The 15,993-nt window shown below is 35.4% G+C and carries 14 protein-coding genes; 4 read left to right on the plus strand and 10 right to left on the minus strand.

Going from position 1 to position 15,993, the window contains the following annotated elements; translation table 11 throughout:
• Nucleotides 1–44: 44 nt before the first annotated feature.
• The 3 genes from ACTJJ9_RS03855 to ACTJJ9_RS03865 form a co-directional block, all read right to left on the minus strand.
• Nucleotides 45–821 carry an ABC transporter ATP-binding protein gene (locus tag ACTJJ9_RS03855; protein WP_145580602.1) on the minus strand — a complete coding sequence of 259 codons (777 nt, stop codon included), beginning with the start codon at nucleotides 819–821 and terminating at the stop codon, nucleotides 45–47.
• A 17-nt stretch (nucleotides 822–838) separates the two neighbouring features.
• Nucleotides 839–1,852: an ABC transporter substrate-binding protein gene (locus tag ACTJJ9_RS03860; RefSeq protein ID WP_145580603.1), complete on the minus strand. Its 1,014-nt coding sequence runs from the start codon at nucleotides 1,850–1,852 to the stop codon at nucleotides 839–841.
• Nucleotides 1,853–2,392: 540 nt separating this feature from the next.
• On the minus strand, nucleotides 2,393–3,454 hold the full coding sequence (locus ACTJJ9_RS03865; RefSeq protein WP_145580604.1) for a permease: 1,062 nt from the start codon (nucleotides 3,452–3,454) through the stop codon (nucleotides 2,393–2,395).
• A gap of 269 nt (nucleotides 3,455–3,723) precedes the next feature.
• Here ACTJJ9_RS03865 and selD point away from each other — a divergent pair, with 269 nt between their 5' ends.
• Both selD and mnmH read left to right on the plus strand, forming a co-directional pair.
• Nucleotides 3,724–4,773: a selenide, water dikinase SelD gene (selD, locus tag ACTJJ9_RS03870; RefSeq protein WP_145580605.1), complete on the plus strand. Its 1,050-nt coding sequence runs from the start codon at nucleotides 3,724–3,726 to the stop codon at nucleotides 4,771–4,773.
• A gap of 87 nt (nucleotides 4,774–4,860) precedes the next feature.
• Nucleotides 4,861–5,895, plus strand: coding sequence for a tRNA 2-selenouridine(34) synthase MnmH (gene mnmH / locus ACTJJ9_RS03875; RefSeq protein WP_145580606.1), 1,035 nt, complete (start codon nucleotides 4,861–4,863; stop codon nucleotides 5,893–5,895).
• 91 nt (nucleotides 5,896–5,986) lie between these two features.
• Here the strand turns inward: mnmH and ACTJJ9_RS03880 are convergent, their stop codons facing one another.
• The 6 genes from ACTJJ9_RS03880 to ACTJJ9_RS03905 form a co-directional block, all read right to left on the minus strand.
• Nucleotides 5,987–6,217 carry a hypothetical protein gene (locus tag ACTJJ9_RS03880; protein WP_095298517.1) on the minus strand — a complete coding sequence of 77 codons (231 nt, stop codon included), beginning with the start codon at nucleotides 6,215–6,217 and terminating at the stop codon, nucleotides 5,987–5,989.
• Nucleotides 6,218–6,316: 99 nt separating this feature from the next.
• Entirely contained in the window at nucleotides 6,317–7,135 is an 819-nt protein-coding gene (locus ACTJJ9_RS03885; protein ID WP_145580607.1) for a formate/nitrite transporter family protein, read from the minus strand.
• A 94-nt stretch (nucleotides 7,136–7,229) separates the two neighbouring features.
• Nucleotides 7,230–8,312: a Ger(x)C family spore germination protein gene (locus ACTJJ9_RS03890; RefSeq protein WP_145580608.1), complete on the minus strand. Its 1,083-nt coding sequence runs from the start codon at nucleotides 8,310–8,312 to the stop codon at nucleotides 7,230–7,232.
• Complete coding sequence (locus ACTJJ9_RS03895; protein ID WP_145580609.1) at nucleotides 8,299–9,393, minus strand: GerAB/ArcD/ProY family transporter; 1,095 nt, start codon at nucleotides 9,391–9,393, stop codon at nucleotides 8,299–8,301. The genes ACTJJ9_RS03890 and ACTJJ9_RS03895 overlap by 14 nt, the downstream gene beginning before the upstream one ends.
• Nucleotides 9,394–9,404: 11 nt before the next feature.
• Nucleotides 9,405–10,985 carry a spore germination protein gene (locus ACTJJ9_RS03900; RefSeq protein WP_145580610.1) on the minus strand — a complete coding sequence of 527 codons (1,581 nt, stop codon included), beginning with the start codon at nucleotides 10,983–10,985 and terminating at the stop codon, nucleotides 9,405–9,407.
• Between the two features lie 178 nt (nucleotides 10,986–11,163).
• A complete protein-coding gene (locus tag ACTJJ9_RS03905) occupies nucleotides 11,164–11,856 on the minus strand; it encodes a DUF421 domain-containing protein (protein WP_145580611.1) in 693 nt (230 codons plus the stop codon).
• Between the two features lie 245 nt (nucleotides 11,857–12,101).
• Here ACTJJ9_RS03905 and ACTJJ9_RS03910 point away from each other — a divergent pair, with 245 nt between their 5' ends.
• The gene (locus ACTJJ9_RS03910) at nucleotides 12,102–13,088 is read left to right on the plus strand and encodes a Gfo/Idh/MocA family protein (RefSeq protein ID WP_145580612.1); all 987 of its coding nucleotides are present in this window, start codon (nucleotides 12,102–12,104) and stop codon (nucleotides 13,086–13,088) included.
• A 66-nt stretch (nucleotides 13,089–13,154) separates the two neighbouring features.
• Here ACTJJ9_RS03910 and ACTJJ9_RS03915 read toward each other — a convergent pair whose 3' ends face one another.
• A complete protein-coding gene (locus ACTJJ9_RS03915) occupies nucleotides 13,155–14,000 on the minus strand; it encodes an FxLYD domain-containing protein (protein ID WP_145580613.1) in 846 nt (281 codons plus the stop codon).
• A 494-nt stretch (nucleotides 14,001–14,494) separates the two neighbouring features.
• Between ACTJJ9_RS03915 and ACTJJ9_RS03920 the strand changes: the two genes are divergently transcribed.
• Entirely contained in the window at nucleotides 14,495–15,847 is a 1,353-nt protein-coding gene (locus tag ACTJJ9_RS03920) for a glycosyltransferase family 2 protein (protein WP_145580614.1), read from the plus strand.
• The last annotated feature ends 146 nt before the right edge of the window (nucleotides 15,848–15,993 follow it).

Consider the following 15,993-nt stretch of genomic DNA (forward strand, 5'->3'; position numbering starts at 1 on the left):
TTTTACGACTTCACTATTTACTACACTCACTTTATATCCCCCCTTCAATCAAAATGGTTTTGTATCTTTTGATAATACGTATTAAACTCTTTATTGGTAAACTGTCTTGGATATGGTAAAGGAATCGAATAAATCGTCTCAATTTTTGATGATGGTCCTACTGACATCACACCAATTCGTTCACCTAATAATAGAGCTTCTTGAATATCATGAGTGACAAAAATAATCGTTTTGTTCGTTTCCTTCCATATTCTTACAAGCTCAGTTTGCATTGTTCGACGAGTCATAGCATCAAGAGCACCGAATGGTTCATCCATTAACAAAATGTCAGGGTCATTCGCTAACACCCTTGCTAATTGAACACGTTGCTTCATTCCTCCTGATAACTCCTTCGGAAACTTTTGCTCATGTCCTTTCAAGCCAACTAGCTCAATAAAATAAGCTGATGTTTCGTGACGAATTGACTTTGGCGTTTTTTTCATTTTTAAGCCAAACTCAACATTTTCTCTTACGGTTAACCAAGGAAAAAGCGCTGCATCTGCTTGTTGGAACACCACTCCCCGGTTTCTCCCCGGCTTGCTAACCTCTTCATTATCAACAATAAGCTCACCTGAAGTTTTTTGAATAAAACCAGCAATCATCGACAGTAACGTAGATTTCCCACAGCCACTCGGCCCTAGTAAAATAAAAAATTCTCCTTTTCCAATTGATAAATTCACATCCTCAAGTACATAATGATGATTGTTTAAAAATGATTTTGACAATCCAGTAATAGAAATTGCTGGCACATTCGCAATTGCCTTTTCTGTAATTGAACTCATTCATCCTTCACTCCTTGTTATTCATAGGTCACTAAGCTTGGAACAGCCTTTTTTAATGGATCCAGCATAAGTTTATCTTTCAAATCAAATGACTCCTCTAAAATCCCATTCTCTTCAAGCCAGCTTTTCATTTCTTCTAAATGCTTTGCATCCTCTTCTGTGAAGCCTAGTACATAATTTGTTCTTTCTAAATCTTTAAGGGCATCCTCCTTAGGAATTTTTAATTGCTCGAATGCTATTTGTGCTGTCTGTTCCTTTTGTTCCTGTACAAACTCAATTCCTTCCTGTAATGCTTTTAATGCATTTTCAATGGCCTGCGGATTTTCTTCCACAAATGTCCTGTCTGCTAATAGATAACTATCAATACTCACACCCGCTCCAAGTAAATTATCTAATTGATGAACTCCGTTAATGCTATAAAATTTATCAGTTAAAGCACCCCCAATCCAAACTGCTTCAATATCACCTTTTTTCATTCCAACGATTGCTTCATCAGGGGTACTATAAGGCACATACGTAACATCCTCTTCAGAAATTTCATTCGCTTTCAAATATTGATCCCAAACATACTCGTAGACCGTTCCTTTAGAAACACCTAGCTTTTTCCCTTTTAAATCGTTAGGCGTTTTTATTTCCTCTCTAGCAAGTAATTGTGTCTCACTTGCCGATTTTTCGTTAGCCCTTGTAAGCGTTGAAATGATAACCATGTCTCCCTTTGCTAAGGAATTAATCGTTACATAATCTGCTGCAATCCCGGTGTCCGCTTGTTTTGTTAATACTGCGTTTACAGTATCTATTCCCATTGCAAAGTTTGTTAGCTGTGGCTTTATCTCATGGGCATTAAAAAATCCTTGTTCTTCTGCTGCACGAAATTGTAAGGATCCCCCTGCTGCAGTATCAATTGCCATGCGTATCTCATTTGTTCCATTTTCTTGATTTGCTGAAACTTTTTCCTTTGTTGATGAGCAACCAGCGATTACAAATGTAACGATGATCGTTATTGTAAAAAACATTGCTTTTACCTTATTCATGTAAGGGTCCTCCTGATTTTATCTAGTAAGTTTTTTTAAACAATACTGCTCTATGTTTGCTTGGATCTAATAGGATTGCTGTTTTGCCAAGACTAGTGCTCGCCCCGCGGAAAGCAAGCAGCTTTAGTGAAAACAACCTTAACCCAACAGCTAAGTTGGGGCATTCTATTAATTCATAAAGCTTGAAATTCCATTTTGAACATTCACCTATAATCCCTTACACCCAAAGGAATGGTAAAGGAGCATCGAGACAATTTAGGTAAACCTAAACAAAAAAGGATATAGAAACGAAGTGAATAATTCACAACGATTCTATATCCTTTGGTAGTCCAATCAGATATTTTCAAACTTTTATGAAAGTTTTAATAACTGTATATTAAGCCCATAATTCCTATATGTCAAGTTGGTTTAATGATTTTTATAATAAAAACTTTTTGAAGAACCTCGTTTATTTTCCACATTTAAACCGAGCAATAGATGATGTAATTCAAGAAAAAGTTATAGGGTGTCTCTATTAAAGACACCCTATTACTCTCTAAGCTATAAAATAAGTTTCCCTACCAAACCGCTTATTATTCCAAGAACAATGACTGATGCGATAACAAATAAAAGCACCTTTTTCGGAAATGATTTTGCAACCATTATGAGAGAAGGTAAGCTAATTGCTGGCAGTGTTACTAATAACGCCGCTGCAGGACCACCACCAATTATTCCTAAGGACATAAATGTTTGAACTATCGGAATTTCAGCTGCTGTTGGGATAACAAACAGCATGCCAGCAATGGCAAAAATTAAGATTGCAAGGATGCTATTCGTTTGAGCTTCACTTAATTGTGGGAATAACCATACACGTCCAGCACCTAGAAGTAAAACAGATAGTACATAGGCTGGTACAATATATACAACCATCATTCCCATGCTTTTCAGCCATCTAGTTAAAAAGCTGCCTTTCTCTTCTTCCTCGGGGATCATTTGGTCAATATCAATTGGCTGTATATCTTTTACAAACCGATTCGCTAAATAACTAACGCCAAAAGTTAAAATTAGACCGAAAACAAGTCTTATTACGGTAAATTTCCATGATAAAACAAATGTCATAAATATAAGTGTGGCCGGATTGATCATCGGGTTTCCAATCCAAAACGCTAATGCAGCCCCTACAGAAACATTTTTTTTCCGAAGTCCAACAGCTATCGGTGCTGCACAGCAAGAGCACATCATTCCAGGTACAGCAGCTAATCCGCCGATCGCCGTACTCCCGAATGAAGTTTTCCCTAAAACTTTAAGTAGCCATCCCGTTGGTAACAGCACCTGAAGCAATGACCCGAGGAGAATTCCTAAAATAGCCGCTTTCCATACAGAATTGAAATAAGCAAGTGCATACTCTAATGCTTGTTGCCACAAAGGAGATTGATTTGAACCATCTCCTAGTATTGAAGCTCCAATAGAATGCGTATTGGCTGCTAAAATTGATTTGTTAAAGTAGGGCCACCATTTTACATAAAGTAAACCAGCAGTCGCGATAACAATAAATGAAATGACAAACCAAATCGTTTTCTTATGATTTGTTTGTTTTAGTAATGTTGTATCAAGCTGATTCATGGTCTCCTCCTAATAAATTTATAGACGACAAAATATTATATCACAGTTATGCGCAACATTATCTTAAAATGCTTTTCATTATGAAATACTTAAGGGAACACGGATACGACAACATTTCATTTATTTCACTTTGCTACAATAGTGTTTTATAATAAGATAAGACACTATTAGTGCAATTATATTATTTTGTCGAAAAAGCACTTCGTTATTTTTCAATTCTCATATATTTATTTTTACAATATAACTTGTTTAGAAAGGTTGTTTTCTTCATGTCTGATACAGAACAAATTAAGCTTACTTCATTATCATCTAAAGGTGGCTGTGGCTGTAAAATAGGCCCTGCAGATTTAGCTCAAGTGTTAAGAGACCTGCCTCCTGCAGTTCCAAATCCCAATTTATTAGTGGGGTTAGACACGAGTGATGATGCGGGTGTATACCGTTTAAACGATGAATTAGCGATTGTTCAAACCGTCGATTTCTTTACACCAATCGTTGATGATCCGTATTCATTCGGTCAGGTTGCTGCTGCAAATGCAATTAGTGATATTTATGCAATGGGTGGAAAACCATTAACAGCGTTGAATATTGTTGCTTTCCCAATTTCAACTTTAGAAAAATCGATTTTAACGGAAATTTTACGTGGTGCCGGAGATAAAATAAAGGAAGCAGGTGCTACACTTGTTGGCGGTCATTCGATTGATGACAAGGAGCCTAAATTAGGCTTAGCTGTCACAGGGATCGTTCATCCTGATAAGGTTCGGACTAATGCTGGTGCGAAGCCAGGAGATAAATTAATTCTAACAAAACCAATTGGAGTCGGGATTTCAACAACTTCGATTAAACGGAATTTACTAACAGAGGAAGAAATAGCTCTTGTTACAAAGGTGATGGCTACGTTAAATAAGACAGCTTCAGAAACGATGGAACCATATCATGTGCATGCATGTACTGATGTCACAGGCTTTGGATTACTTGGACATGCATCTGAAATGGCAAAAGGTAGTAAAACAGGTTTAACAATTTTTAAGGATCAAGTTCCATTACTTCCAAGAGTGAGAGAATTAGCTGAGGCCGGTGCTGTGCCAGGTGGTACAAAAAATAATTTTGCCCATTTACAAGGTGATGTAACCTTCCCAGAAACAATGGACCAAATCGATCAATGGATTTTATGTGATGCTGTAACATCTGGTGGTCTATTAATATCTATAGCTGGTGAAGAAGCAGAGGAATTAGTATCAAAATTGAAAAAGGCTGGTGTTGAAGCAGCACTTATCGGTGAAGTAACTGAGGAGAATTCAGGACATATTACTGTTATTTAATGTGAGTTCCCAAAAATTAGTTCTTTAATAAAAATCGGCCGTCATGCCGATTTTTTATATTGTTAAAACAGAAAGGTGGAACATAAAGTGTTTAAGGACATATCTGTTACGGAACTTATCGCATTAAAAAATAAAGGGGACCTTACTGTTATCGATGTGAGATCACCATCAGAATTTCTTGATTCTACGATTCCAGGTAGTATGAATATTCCCTTCTTTAATGACGAGGAACGAGCTGAAATTGGAACGATTTACAAGCAGGTCAATCCACAGGCTGCTAAGGAAAGAGGCTTGGAAATCATCTCAGCTAAATTACCTGCTTTCGTTAAGGAATTTTCCAAAATTAAAGGCAAAAAAGCAGTCTTTTGTTGGCGTGGAGGAATGCGAAGCCGAACTTCTGCAACAGTTCTTTCATTAATGGGAATCGAGGTATTCCGCTTAGAGGGTGGCTACCGAAATTACCGAAATTCAGTTGTAGAAAAGCTTCACTCATTTCAAATAACTTCTGATGCATTTGTATTAAACGGCAATACAGGCTCAGGAAAAACAACAATCCTCCATCGTTTAGCTACCGAAGGCTATCCTACGATTGATTTAGAGGGTCTTGCAAAGCATAGAGGATCAATATTTGGACAAATCGGTTTAACCCCACATAACCAAAAAACATTTGATGCTTTGCTTCTCGAGGAGCTTGAGAGACTTAAATGCTCACCTTATATATTATTTGAAGGTGAAAGCAAGCGAATTGGAAAAGTGATGATTCCAGACTTTATTATCGACAAAAAAGAAAGTGGAACTCAATTATTAATTGAAATGCCAATTGAGGAAAGAGTAAAACATATTTTAGAGGACTATCAACCATGGGATCATCAGGAAGAATGTATAAGTGCTTTCCTTCGAATTAAACGACGTATTCATACACCGATTGCGAAACAAATACAAACAGATTTAGAATTAAAAAACTATGATTCTGCAGTTCGATATTTACTGGAATATTATTATGACCCATTATATGAACATTCAACTAAACAATATCGTGCTGATCACATCGTAACCATTAAGGCGAACAATATTGATGAAGCAGTTGATAAAATCCGTCAATATCTAAATACTAAGAAATAATTTATGAAAATAAAACAGGGGTCTGCCGACTGCAATATCAAATACAAGCAAGTATATTGTTAAATGGCTTGACCCTTTTGTTGTGCTACATTTATCGCTTTTTCCTACTTAAATGGTTATAATGCCAGCTTCCTTCAAGTATCTTTTTGCTATTCTTCCTGACAAATTCACGCAATGATTCTGGTAGTGGTTCATTCTCAAGCTGATGGAAATTAATGTACCAAATCCGTCCTCTACTGAAATCCATCACTTGCACTTCTGTATATCCCTTCCCAGATATCGTTGACTTTTTCATCGTTAACATAATCTCATAGTTATCCATGAAGCTCACCTCTCCTTATATTATACGAACGTATGTTCCTTATTTCAATATAAAGAAGGCTCTATACTCGATGAGATTTTAAATAATTTTATTCCACCATTAATCTTGGTTACTTCGTACTTGTCTCTCATTATTATTCGCTGATGGTGGCAATTCCCCAGAATAAGCTAGCCAATAAAAGCAGGAAACAAAAATGCTTCCTCCTACTGCATTGCCAAGAAATACAGGGACAAAATTCCCCAGGAACTCACTCCAGGTTGCTTGTCCTATAAAGATTGCTGCCGGAATGACGAACATATTTGCAACGATATGCTGAAATCCTATCGCTACAAACCCCATTATCGGAAACCAAATCGCAAGTATCTTACCGCTCATTTCCTCTGAACCATATGAAAGCCATACAGCTAACCCGACTAACCAATTACAGCCAATTGCCGAGAAAAAGGCTTGAAGAAAGGTATGATCAATTTTTGCCCTTGCAAATTCAACGGTTTGATTCAAATTCGGACCTGATTCAGTTAAGCCAACGATATGTCCAAAAATATAAGCGACAAATACAGCACCAATAAAATTCGCAATCGTAATCCAAAACCAATTTATTAGAAGCTTTTGCAAAGGAATCTTTTTTGCTAGAAACGCCATTGAAACGGACATCATATTTCCTGTCAACAGTTCCCCGCCAGCTAAAATGATAAGAATAAGGCCTAAAGGGAAAACGCTCGCACCTAAAAACCCATTAAATGAACCCCATTCTTCAGGTAAGCTTGCTGTAACTCTTATATCTAACAAATATCCTAGCGATATAAATGCTCCACCTAAAAATCCTAAAATCAACATGGATCTAAGTGGAAGATTTGATTTCCTAAGTCCAGCATCAATTGTCATCTGTGCAATTTTTTGTGGTGTGTGAAAAGCCATTATGCTACCTCCTTATGTTTATCACCAACTTTGTAAAAGGAAAGTATTTCTATAGTCAAGTCATAGTATGTTTAAATTCACCATGTTACATTCTTTATTGGATGACACCAGATTCTAATAATTCAACATCAACATTTACATTTAGTTTTATTGTAGGATAGATGTCTTTCCACTTTTTCATATCCCAGTTTCGGGAACGAGTTCGAACTTGCTCCCCTATTCCTAAAGGATCGATCTCCTTTTCTTGGAATTCCTTTATCATATCTTCTGCTGCTTTTTTAAATTCTTTCTCCATTTCCTTTTCCAGTATCGTCATTTTTGCTTTTGATAATGAACCATTCTGATATTCTAAAAGGATGGATCTAATTTTTATATTCATATTAATATCGGAGCTCGTCATAGGCTTCGGGATCTCAAACTTCCTTGTTGCTTTAATATTATATATTGAGGCTTTACCTTTATTTTTAAATTGGATCGCATATGAATCACGCTGACTTCTCCGCTCTAACAAAATTTTAAAAATAAAAAATTGATCTGGTTTTATTTCATCAACCAATTTGTCATTTTTAAATAGTCCTAACGCCTTTAAATTTGCATTCCCTTCCTTTTGTTCAAGAATTGGCAGGACAGGATCAATCCCCTCTGCATAGAGCTTGTACATAAATTGATGAAGATTTGTCTTATGAATTAATCCTGATTCAATGTTTTGTTCAATTAAATTAGATAAATAAATACCATTGTCCGCATTTCCATATTGTTTGCTTAAAAAATCCCTCGGACTTCCTTCAAGAATACCTAAATAAACTTTAGCACCAACTGAAGGGTCCCGTTCAAGTGCATCCAACAAATTTGCTAAACCACGTTCTGCAGTTTTCCGTTCAAACAAGGTTACCTCAATTTTCCCACTAACAAATGGCTTATCTGATTGCAAGCTTTGCAAATCACGAATTTCCCGAGTAAGAACCGATTTCGCTGTAATTGTTTCATTTTTCACAGACTTGTCTGGCTGAAAATTAGGGAAGACAACAGTAGTTTCAAACGTATCTTTATCAATATATTCATAGCCTAAAGCAGTAGCCAATTGAATATCGTCTAATACCCTTTTCTCAATATTCATACATCCTGATAGCATAAATACTACAAGAAGCGGCAGAACAGCTTTTTTAACTTTTTGCACCCTTTGTCCCCCTAACCTTTGTTATAATGAAAGACAAAATCGCAAGGAAAGGTAAATAAAGAAAAACAATATATAAAGCAAAGTCCCCTATATATGTATTGATGAATTGGACAGCTTCCCTGCCTCGAATAAGAACTGTTGAAAGAAGAACGATAAGCAAAATAAGAATAATTGCCGTTTTAGATTTTAGATTAAAAATTTTTTCAATCCCTTTCTTTGATGCCCAAACAGACATACAAAGGTTAGGAAGAATAATTAAAATCCATGAAGTAATCCCGATATATTCAATCCTCTCAACAAATGGAAGTTCAACTATTTTCCACATCGACAATGTCGCCCAAATATGCTGACTTACTTGCTTTTCACTAAAAAAACCGATTGAAATGATTAAAATGTATAAATATAAAGTTAATGAAATAAAATTTCCTAAATGTGCCCATTTTTGCGATTTTTCCGGGTTTTTTATATACGGATAAAACATTAGCAATGTTGAAGGTCCAATATACGTTAAAATCATATCCTTTGTAGCAATGGCTAAATCACTAATAGAATGGTTAAAGAATGGAAGGAAATTTCGAAAATTCGTATATTCTAATGGAAAAAGAAAGGTAAAGAAAATATAAAACGGAATAACTATCCCTAAAAAGCTTATCCCCGCAACAATTCGAAATCCTCCTGTCACACAATAATAAGTAAGTCCAAGCATGAAAAGACTAAATATCAAAATATTAATCGTTGGATAAACCCACACTTGTACTACCTCTAAATACGTACGAAGGACTGTAATCGCGATTAATATCCAATAAGCAACCCAAATTAGGCTAAAAAAACCGCCAATCCATTTTCCAAACAATTCTTTATGGATGTCTACTAGGTCTTTCTTATGCCTGTTTAAGAGCACATACATAAACCAAATGATCAGATTCATCAATAAAGCTGCAGTGATGACTGCGATCAGTGCATCATTACCTGCCGACTCCATAATAATCCGCTGAAAGCCAAAAACTCCAACACCCAATTGAATCGAATGAATAACTGAAAAAACAAGAAAATGAGAAATTTGAAACTTCTTTTTTTCCATTCGTAACCCTCCTAAAATCCATGCTTCTTTTTTGCTGGATCCTTCTTCTTTTTTGCTTTTTTTGCATTAAAGCGATCCGTTTTTTCAGTTTGTTCTTGGATCGGTCGCTTTGACTGGAAGGAAAATGGTAAACGAATAAGTGAATCCTTTAAATCTTTCATTCTTGGCGGATAAAATGGTTCTAGGAACGGTCTTCCTAATGAAGTCAATTTTAATAAATGAATGAGTAAGCAACAAAAGCTAATCGCAACCCCTAAAAGACCAATAATATGAGCCATAAATAAAAACGGAAAACGAATTAAGCGAATCGTATTACCCATCTGATATACCGGAGTTGTAAAAGAAGCTAAAGCTGCAAGCGCAACGATAATTAATAAAACATTACTAGTTAAGCCTGCCTCAACGGAAGCAGTTCCTATTACGATACCACCCACGATACCGATCGTTTGACCTACCTTTGTTGGTAGTCTTGCTCCAGCCTCTCTGAGCAATTCAATTGCTAATTCTAAAATTAGCGCCTCTAAAATTGGTGGTAAAGGAATACCACTACGTGAGATGACAAGTGTATTAACTAAATCCTTTGGAATTAATTCATAATGATACGTAATAACAGCGACATAAATAGGTGTAATTAAAATTGAAAATAATACAGCAAAAAAGCGGACCAAACGGAAAAATGAAGCAACCGTCCAATTTAAAAAGTAATCCTCAAAGGCTGAAAAAAATTCAAAAAGAGTAGTAGGTCCAATTAATCCATGTGGTGCACCATCAACTAAAATCGCAACCTTCCCCTCCCCTAATGCAGCGGCAATACGATCTGGTCTTTCCGTATCAATAAGTTGGGGAAATGGGGAATTTTGATTATCTTGAATTAATTGTGTAATAATTGAGCTATCATTGATTTGGTCAAAATCTAACGTTGATAAACGTTGGATCACGGTATTTACATTCTCTTGATTAGCAATTCCATCAATGAAAAGGACAGAAACCTTCGTTTTCGATAATTTCCCAACGATAATGTCCTTTGCCACCAATTCAGGAATCGGCAATCTCTTTCGAACAAGATTAATATTCGTATCCAATGATTCAACAAATGCCTCTTTAGGTCCAACTACACTAAACTCAACCTCGGGAAGAGAAACCTGTCTTGTATTTTCTACACTTGCTTTTACAAGACATACTTCAGTTTCCTTGTTTTTTTCGTAAATTAAGATAAATCCTTTTAAAAGGTTCTCCTTTATTTTTGATAAATCTGTTGTCACGATTACCTTTTCGATTGGTAGCACTAACGGCAAAGCAGAAATTGAATCACTTGCCTTTAAATACGGAAAAATATCACGATGAATAATTTCCTTATCAACTAATGTTGTATAGTATCCTATACAAAACGAGCATGAATCGAAATCTAAAGTGAGTTGTTTAAAATCATTCGAGGTACTTATATCTCTTAATTGATTTGAAAGCGAGTTTTCATTTTTCTTTTCCGTTCCAGTATCATTCTCGCTTTTTTTATTTGCTTCTTGGCTATTTTTCTTTGCCTCTTGACCTTTTTCGTTTTCCTGTGCTAATAATTTTTCGTACCTCTTTCTCATGAACAATCACCAACTATGATAGAAATAATCAGTATTTACCGTTTTATTCTCTTCAAGGGCAAACCAAATTATACCTTTCCAACTTGACTATAAATAAAGAGGAAGTTAAAATCCTCATCTTATGTATTTGTTGAAAACAAAAAAATCCTTACCTTTTAAAGTGTAAGGATCATGATATTCAACTCGTTTTATGTTCATATTCAATCGCGTATACATCCTCATTTTCTTTCCATTCCGCATATAGAACGTTTTTATAATCGGAAATTCCTTGCTTAGCTAGTTCATCTATGAGCCACTTTTCTTCAAGACCATATTTCTTCAAATTATTGTACACTATTTCTCCATCAAGGATTAACGTAACTGTTATATGGACTGGCTTTAATGGGAGCTCGAAATCACCTACTTTAGGAGTGTCAAATTCCGCTTTTGGCAGGACACTTACAAGCCCATTTGTTTCCAAAATTGCATATTCCACTTCCTTAATTGAAAAATAGCCTTGTTGTCTTAATAGGCTTTGCAATTGATTTATGTCCATCCTGCTTTTCTTAAGGACATGATAATTTATTTTTCCTTTATTAATGACAATACTCGTTTCCCCTTCTAAGAGCCTTCTTGCTTTCGTGAATTTTTGTGTAATAAATTCAATTAGGTATATGAGTAATCCCCATATAATTGCAGCAAAAACAATTTCACGGAGCTTCGTATTATGGTCATAAATAGCGTTGCCAACTAACTCCCCTAAAACGAGAGCTGAAATAAAATCAAATGGTGTAATTTGCGAGAATTGTGTTTTTCCTAATATTTTCGTGATAATAAATAATATGACTAATCCTGATATTAACTCTATCGTCACTGATGCATAATAGTTCATATCTGACACAGCCTCTCTTGTATCAATCGTTAACCATTATGGATAACAGCACTATGTTTTATACTATCAATAAAACTATGAAAACAAATTAGTTGAACTAAAGCATTTCACAATGATTTAAATTTAGGAGTCCATATCCACCTTTTTACTTAGTAAATATAACTTGAAATGTATTTCTTTTACACGTAGTATTCAATCTATGGTAGTGTGTAGTTAGATTCAACAAAATAGAAGGAGTGGAGAAAATGGAAAAGAATCAAATAAAATGGGGAATTCTAGGAACTGGCTGGATAGCAAAACAATTTACTGAGGATTTAGCTCATGCTAGCAATGGCATAGCTTATGCGGTTGGCTCACGCACAAAAGAAAGCGCTTCTACTTTTGCTAAAACACATAAGATTTCTCATTTCTATGGTAGCTATGAGGAGCTTGCACAAGATCCAGAGGTTGATGCAATTTATGTCGCGACACCACATCCATTTCATAAGGAAAATGTTCTCACATGCTTACACGCAGGAAAGGCTGTTCTTTGTGAAAAGCCATTCACAATGAATGCAGCTGAGCTTGAAGAATTAGTACACTACGCAAGGGCAAATAAGCTATTTCTTATGGAAGGAATGTGGACTCGCTTTCTCCCACCTATTCGTAAAGTTAATGAATGGCTACAAGCCGGTAAAATCGGTGAAGTAGGACTTGTAAAGGCTGATTTTGGTTTTAGAATGGATTGGGACCCAAAGCATCGATTATTAAATCCTGACCTCGGTGGCGGTGCATTACTAGATGCAGGAATATATCCTGTTTCCTTTGCTTCAATGGTTTTTGGCTCGAAGCCGGAGAAAATCTTGAGTACAGCTTATATTGGTGAAACTGGTGTTGATGAACAATTCTCTATTATTCTTTCTTATCCATCAGGGAAAACTGCAAGCTTAAATGGAGCGGTTCGCCTTGGCTTAACAAATGAAGCTTATATTTTTGGTACAGATGGATATATTCATATTCCTTCCTTTTTAAATGCAAAAACAGCGACTCTACATGTAAACAATGAGGAAGCCATTCACTATACAGATGACCGAAAATCACACGGTTATACGTTTGAGGCTGAAGAAGTAGGTCGATGCTTGCTTGATGGTCTAACTGAAAGCACAACGATTCCTTTAGAGGAATCTATAGGAATTATGAAAATACTTGATACTGTCCGTGGGCAATGGGGATTAAAGTATCCATTTGAATGATATTTATAACGTAAGGAGGGTGTCTCAAAACCAGGAGGTCAGACCCTTGAGTCACCCTTTTTTTGTTTATCCATCCACTTCAGTTTTAGCTTCCTCAGCATATACTCCAGCAATTTCAAAATCCTTAGCATATTCACTAATAGGCATTGATTCAAAATGCCACGACTTTCCCGGCTTTAAATCAAGCGCTGTTTCAATTTGGCTTTCGACAATTGCTCCCTTTCGATTGTAATATTGAATATCAATATTTATATAGCGGTAAACTTTATCAGATTGATTTGTTATCGTTCCTCTTACAGTTGATCCGTATTCACCTACATCGAATTCAAAATCGGAAAAGGTTAATTGATACTGCTTCTCTCCCTCTTGTTGTGTTAGAGCCTCAGATAACCCCTGATCGTACACGGTCACTACATTAAAATGTGGCCCTGCTAAATATCCTGCGAGTACAGCTATTCCAGCCAAAACAATAAATTTAAGAAATCCATACTGCTTTTTTTGAAATTTTCCCTTTTTGTTAGATAGATTGTAATCAATCTGACTCGTAAGTTCTTCCTTTATGTCATTAGCATCATCAGGTGGTAAATCAGTTAGTTCAATTTTCGTTTCAGAGAAAAAAAGCTCCATTGCAACATGAAGATTTTGCTGTTTCAAATGAATATATTCTAAATCATCTAAAGAAAAGGCTAAAACCTTTACTTGAAATATCTCATTGTAATAAACAAATAACAATCGTTCAATGGTTTCAACTACTAACCCTTTATTTCCATCAACACCACCAATTGTAATGTTCATAATGACTTCATCTTCAAATAATATATTTGCAAGCTCTTCAACTTCACGATATGAAAGAATTTCCTTAGCCTTTGAAAACTCACCTATTTCCTTCTTAATAGTCTCGATATCTCTCAAAAGACTTCCCCCTATTTATGTTTTGAAGCATAGTTTCTATCTAAAAAATATATTATTATTCTAACTAAACAATTCGTAGATTGACTATAACTTTTTATCGTCCTTTTGTACTTATTTTGTTCGTGAAAATAAAATAGCTAGAAAAATAAAGGTATTGGAAATCCGTTCAACCAACAATCCCCAATTCCTTTCATTTAAAAACAAACGCCATGTAATATTTCTTTTATTATCAACTCATAATAATATATAAGCTTCGCGTCATATAGTCCTTTTAGTGATTACATCGTGCGGTACGGTGAGCTTACCACAGGTGACCTGTAAAGCTCCTCGGTGTTAGCACCTTCTCAGGCACGCAGCTAAGCAGGAGTCACGGAATTATGCTCAAATCAACCTTTACAAAATCTCGCATAAAAATAACAATATTTTAGAAAAGAGTCTAAATAAATGATGTCCTTTGTATGTTACAATGTCTCACTTTGAAAGGTAAACATACTATGAAATCTAGTTTTAAACAAGTGAATTCGCAGAAAAAAACGAAAAGAAGTAATTACTACATACCAATAAAAATGAAGTTTTGGCTAAGTCATCTTTTCTCTCTAATATGGATATGCCTCTCAATTTATCTTGCATTACCATGGTTGAAAGATCTAACAGAAGTCGTTTCTTTTCAGGTCGCAATCCTTATCATCGCAGGAATATCGTATCTCCCCGGATATATGAATGCCTTTTTAATAATGAGTTTAATCCTAGATCGTCAACCTCACTTTAAAGACGAAAAACCTACTGATTCAATTACAATACTAATTGCTGCTCATAATGAAGAGGATAAAATATTTCAAACACTTCGATATATAGACAACCAGGATTATACAGGAAATATTAAAACAATCGTAATTAATAATCGTTCATCTGATCAAACAGTTAACGAAGTTTTAAAAGCTAAGGAGGATTTAAAATTAGAAATTGAATTATTACAAGAAGATAAGCCAGGTAAATTTCATGCTTTAAATTATGGTTTAAATTTTGTAGAAACATCTTATGTTATTACAATCGATGCTGATACATTATTGCACCCATCTTCAATACGCTTTCTTGTAGCTCGAATGAACTCTAGTTCTGAAGAAGTTTGTGCTGTTGCTGGTTCTGTATTAACGAAGAATAGTCGAGATAACTTATTGACTAAAATTCAAGAATGGGATTATTTTTTAGGAATCGCTTCTATTAAAAGACTTCAAGGCTTGTACCAAGGTACTTTAGTAGCTCAAGGGGCATATAGTTTATATAAAACAAAATGTTTAAAGGAAATCGGGGGATGGCCAGATGCAATAGGAGAGGATATTGTCTTAACCTGGCGCCTGCTTCAAAAGCATTGGAAGGTTTATTTCGAACCATTAGCTGTTTCTTTTACAGAGGTACCAAACTCATTTAAACATTTTGTCCGACAGCGAGCACGCTGGGCAAGAGGTATGGTTGAAGGCTTGAAGGAAATTAAACCTTGGCAGCAACCGCAACTATATGTCAAATATTTAACAGGTATCAATTTCATTATGCCGTATCTAGATATAACCTACACATTATGTTGGATTCCTGGTTTAATATTGGCTTTTTTTGGAAACTTCATAATCGTTGGTCCCATGACATTGCTTGTTCTCCCTTTGACACTCATTAGCTATAGTATTCTCTATTTCTATCAGAGAAATTATGTATTTAATCGTTTACAGCTTAGGATTCGTAAAAATTTCGTTGGTTTCATCCTATTTATCCTTTTTTATCAAATGATTATGTCACCTGTTTCTGTCTATGGCTATATTCAAGAATTATTTAAGCTAAAACGAAACTGGAAATAAAAAGTAGCAAAGAGAAGAGGGTGTCTCAAACCAAAGGTTCAGACCCCTAAAACACAATATATAGACTAGTAATGAGGTTAGTTCAATATATAATGTGTTTATTAGAGGAGGCAGACCCATTTGAGTCACCCTCTCGCTATATTTTG

Origin of the sequence: Metabacillus sp. 22489 (assembly GCF_052044855.1) — a bacterium.
GTDB classification, from domain to species: Bacteria; Bacillota; Bacilli; order Bacillales; family Bacillaceae; genus Metabacillus; species Metabacillus niabensis.

Excerpts from the sequence above, each read along its gene's own strand:
- ACTJJ9_RS03855 (WP_145580602.1), bottom strand. The coding sequence starts at position 821 with ATGAGTTCAATTACAGAAAAGGCAATTGCGAATGTGCCAGCAATTTCT.
- ACTJJ9_RS03860 (WP_145580603.1), bottom strand. The coding sequence starts at position 1,852 with ATGAATAAGGTAAAAGCAATGTTTTTTACAATAACGATCATCGTTACA.
- ACTJJ9_RS03865 (WP_145580604.1), bottom strand. The coding sequence starts at position 3,454 with ATGAATCAGCTTGATACAACATTACTAAAACAAACAAATCATAAGAAA.
- selD (WP_145580605.1), top strand. The coding sequence starts at position 3,724 with ATGTCTGATACAGAACAAATTAAGCTTACTTCATTATCATCTAAAGGT.
- ACTJJ9_RS03880 (WP_095298517.1), bottom strand. The coding sequence starts at position 6,217 with ATGGATAACTATGAGATTATGTTAACGATGAAAAAGTCAACGATATCT.
- ACTJJ9_RS03885 (WP_145580607.1), bottom strand. The coding sequence starts at position 7,135 with ATGGCTTTTCACACACCACAAAAAATTGCACAGATGACAATTGATGCT.
- ACTJJ9_RS03895 (WP_145580609.1), bottom strand. The coding sequence starts at position 9,393 with ATGGAAAAAAAGAAGTTTCAAATTTCTCATTTTCTTGTTTTTTCAGTT.
- ACTJJ9_RS03900 (WP_145580610.1), bottom strand. The coding sequence starts at position 10,985 with ATGAGAAAGAGGTACGAAAAATTATTAGCACAGGAAAACGAAAAAGGT.
- ACTJJ9_RS03905 (WP_145580611.1), bottom strand. The coding sequence starts at position 11,856 with ATGAACTATTATGCATCAGTGACGATAGAGTTAATATCAGGATTAGTC.
- ACTJJ9_RS03910 (WP_145580612.1), top strand. The coding sequence starts at position 12,102 with ATGGAAAAGAATCAAATAAAATGGGGAATTCTAGGAACTGGCTGGATA.
- ACTJJ9_RS03920 (WP_145580614.1), top strand. The coding sequence starts at position 14,495 with ATGAAATCTAGTTTTAAACAAGTGAATTCGCAGAAAAAAACGAAAAGA.